Origin of the sequence: Paracoccus sp. PAMC 22219, assembly GCF_000787695.1 — a bacterium.
Classification (GTDB): Bacteria; Pseudomonadota; Alphaproteobacteria; order Rhodobacterales; family Rhodobacteraceae; genus Paracoccus.
Genome location: NZ_BBPH01000201.1, coordinates 1 through 3645 on the forward strand (window position 1 = coordinate 1; position 3645 = coordinate 3645).

At 68.6% G+C, this 3645-nt stretch carries 3 protein-coding genes; 1 reads left to right on the forward strand and 2 read right to left on the reverse strand.

The window, feature by feature from the left end:
* Together TY51_RS18255 and TY51_RS18260 are read right to left on the reverse strand one after the other, a co-directional pair.
* A partial coding sequence (locus TY51_RS18255) for an ABC transporter substrate-binding protein (RefSeq protein WP_042252412.1) occupies positions 1-796 on the reverse strand: 796 nt, incomplete at its 3' end.
* Entirely contained in the window at positions 790-2880 is a 2091-nt protein-coding gene (locus tag TY51_RS18260; protein WP_042252417.1) for a TonB-dependent siderophore receptor, read from the reverse strand. The genes TY51_RS18255 and TY51_RS18260, both read right to left, overlap by 7 nt.
* Before the next feature lie 124 nt (positions 2881-3004).
* On the opposite strand from TY51_RS18260, the gene TY51_RS24170 reads away from it, so the two are divergent.
* On the forward strand, positions 3005-3645 hold a 641-nt coding region (locus TY51_RS24170), incomplete at its 3' end, for a siderophore-interacting protein (RefSeq protein WP_042252414.1).

Here is a 3645-nt window from a genome sequence, read left to right on the forward strand (position 1 = left end):
GGCCCTGCGCCACCTGCGGCAGGGCCTGCCACAGATGGCTGCGGGCCAGCGCGCCCCGCGCCTGCGGCGGGATGGGACCGGCAATGACCAGCCGCGCGTCGGGCATGTCGGCCAGGCGTTCCAGCGGCACCGGGGCCAGAAAGCTGAAGGCCGTCGCCTCGGACCAGGCGTTGCGCAGGCCGATGCGGGCCAGCGTGCTGCCGAACAGGCTGTCGAACCCAAAGGCGCGCAGGTGGCGCGCATCGCCGATATCGACCAGCGCCAGCGGCCGGTCCGCATGGCGCGCGACCCGCGCGGCCAGCCGGTCCAGATGCGCGTCTGCCCGTGCCCGTGCGCGCGCGCCCGTGGCGGGATCACCGATCCGCCGGGCCAGCGCGTCCAGCGCGTCCATCGCCTTGGGCAGCGGCGCCTGTCCGGGCAGGTAGAAGGGCAGGGACAGGACCGGGGCGATCGCCTCCATCCGCGCCTGATAGCGGGTGTAATAGGGAGAGCTGAGGATCAGCGTCGGGCGGACCAGCTGCAGCAGTTCGAAATTGGGCGCCCCGCGCAGGCCCAGGTCGGTGACCGTGTCGGGGATGGGGGGGACGCCCACATCGGCGCGAAAGCGGATCAACTCGGCCGCGGCGACGGGCATGTGGCCCAGGGCGGTCGCGGTTTCCAGCATCGCCCAGTCAATCGCGGCCAGGCGCGGGGCACTGTCCGCGCGCAAGGGCAGGCCCGCCGCCAGCAGGATGCCGGCGGCGGTCAGAAAGGCGCGGCGGTCGGGCCGGGGCGATATGGCCCCGCGCCCTACCACGTGTAGGCGACCTTGGCGGCGACGCTGCGCCCCTCGCCGTAATAGCAGCCGAAGCTGCCGCAGTTGGCCAGATAGACCTCGTCGGTCAGGTTGTTCAGGTTCACGCTGGCCTCGACATTGCCGCGGGTATAGGTCGCGGCCAGATCGACCAGGGTCACGCTGTCCAGATCGAAGGTGTTGGCGAAATCGCCCTTGCGTTCGCCGATATGGCGGATGCCGCCGCCCGCGCGCAGGCCGTTGCCGAAATCGTGGTCCAGCCACAGGCTGCCCAGGTGTCGCGGGGCGTTGGGCATCTCGAACCCGTTTTCGGGGCCGCTTCTCTGTTCCGTCTCGTTGAAGGCATAGCTGGCGCGCAGGTCCCAATCCGCGCTCAGCGCGGCGGTGGCCTCCAGCTCCAGCCCCTTGGAGCGGACCTCTCCGACCTGGCGGTTCTGACCCTGGCCCAGGTTGCGCACCAGGTTCTGCTGCGTCAGGTCATAGACGGCCGCGCTGAACAACCCGTCAAAGCCCGCGGGTTGATACTTGACGCCGACCTCCCACTGCTTGCCCTCTGTCGGGTCCAGAGTCTCTCCGGTGATGTCGTCGATGCCGATCGTCGGGTCGAACGAGGTCGAATAGCTTGCATAGGGCATGACGCCGTTCGCCATGACATAGCCCAGGCCCACGCGGCCCGTGGTGGCACTGTCGGACTGGTCGATGGTGCTGTCGCCGGCAAAGTTGGTGAATTCGGTCCCGGTCTGTTCGGTCCAGTCGTGGCGGATCGCCAGGCTGCCGCGCCAGTTGCCGACCGCGATCTCGTCTTGGGCATAAAGGCCGATCTGCTTCTGGCTGATGTCGGACGTGCTGGTATACCAGGCCGGCGTCGTCGGCAGCCCGCCATAGACCGGGTCGGACGCGTCGATGGGCTGGCCGAAGAAGAATTCCGTCGTCGTGTCGGCATCGTACTGGCGGATGTCCAGGCCCAGCAGCAGGTCGTGCGTTGCGGCACCCGTGGTGACGCGGTTCGACAGGCGGGTATCAAGGTTCAGACCGGTCGTGGATTCATCCTGGAAATTCGCGCCGCGCGTGATCGACAGGCCATCGTCGGACAGGCCGCTGACGTAATGGCCGGTATAGGTCCAGTCGAACCGCTCGACCCGGAAGCCTTGGGACAGCGTCCAGCCGTTGTCCAGCTGATGGCTGATCTCGACGCCCAGATTCGCCATCTCGCGGTCGCTGTCGTCGAAGCCCGGCTCTCCGAAATACCGATCGCGCAGGGCCTTGCCGTCGCGGGTCTGCGTCAGCGCAAAGGGCACTCCGGGGGGCGAGATGGGTGCGTCCTTGGTGAACGACGCGATCACGTCCACCGTCGTCGCGTCGTCGGGCGCATAGCGCAGCGCCGCGCCCAGATAGCCGCGTTCGTTGGTCAGATCCTCGATCTGCGTCCGGCCGTCGCGCAGGATGCCGGTCAGGCGCCAGGACAGGGTGGGGCTGGCAACGCGGTTCAGGTCAAAGAACGTCTGCGCACTGTCGTTGCTGTCATAGCCTACACCGACCTCGAAAAAGTCGAAGTCCTGGGCGCGCTTCTGCACCTGATTGATGATCCCGGCGGGCGATCCGGCGCCGTACAGCGACGAATTCGGGCCCTTCAGCACCTCCACCTGTTGCAGGCCATAGACCTCGAAGGCGGGGGCGCCGAAATCGCGCAACTGGCGCAGGCCGTTCACGTATTGCGATCCGCGCGCCTCGAAGCCGCGCACGGTCGGGCTGTCAAAGCGGGGATCGGCGCCGAAGGGCTGGCCCAGCACGCCTGCGGTATAATTCAGCGCTTGGCCCAGGGTTTCGGCGCCCTGATCCTCGATCTGCTGGCTGGTCACGACCGAGATCGACTGCTGGGTTTCGGCCACCGGGGTGTTCGACTTGGTCGCGACCTGCGCCTGACCGCCGACATAGCCGTCCGCCTGGACAGACGCGTCCGAGGTCGCGGTCAGCACGATCGGGTCCAGCAGGATGGGTTCGCCCGCCTGCTGGGACCAGGCTGTCCCGGACGACAGGGCAAGGACGCTGGCACCGGCCAGAAGGAGAATACGGGGTTGGACGGACATGATCGCCTGCTGGATTGACACGTTTCGGCGTATCTGATCTTTTCTGTCAGATTCGTCAATCTGCCAATCCGGCTGTCGAATCCTTATTTCCGACCTTTTGACTTTCCAGCCACGGACCCTGCCCATGTCGCATCTGCGCAGCTTTCACGGAACCGGTCTGATCCCGCGCGCCAGCGGGGCCGCGGTCGCGGCGCTGAAGGCGCGGGCCGCCATGTGGGACGCCCCGCTGGTCGAGGACGAGGCCGGCCTCAGCATGCTGATCTGGGGGTCCGAACTGCGCCTGACGCGCCAGGCCGACGCGCTGCGCATCGACCTGCTGGCGCCCGAGGGGCGGCTAGTCGGCATCCTGCGCGACAGCGCGACAGAGGTTCTGGCCGAGGCCGGGGTCGAGGTTGCATGGGACGACGTGGATGCGGGCGCGCTGGCGCCGGGCCTTGCGCTGCTCCGCGTGGCGGGGGTGTCGCGGCCGGTGCCGGGGTTCCTGCGGGTGCGCCTGACGGGCCCCGAGGCCGGGCAGTTCGCGCAGGGCGGTTACCACTTTCGGCTGCTGCTGCCGCCTGCGGGGCGGGCCGCCGTCTGGCCGCGCGTGGCCGCCAGCGGTCGCACCGTCTGGCCCGACGGGGCCGACGCGCTTCACCGCCCGGTCTATACGGTGGTGGATCACGGGCCGGGCTGGCTGGATTTCGACATCTTCTGCCATCCCTGCAGCCCGACCTGTGACTGGGCGCAGGGCGCGCCCTTGGGCCAGCAGGTCGGCGCCATCGG

Bases quoted from the DNA above. Each gene is read 5' to 3' on its own strand.
- TY51_RS18260 (WP_042252417.1), bottom strand. From the start codon at position 2,880: ATGTCCGTCCAACCCCGTATTCTCCTTCTGGCCGGTGCCAGCGTCCTT.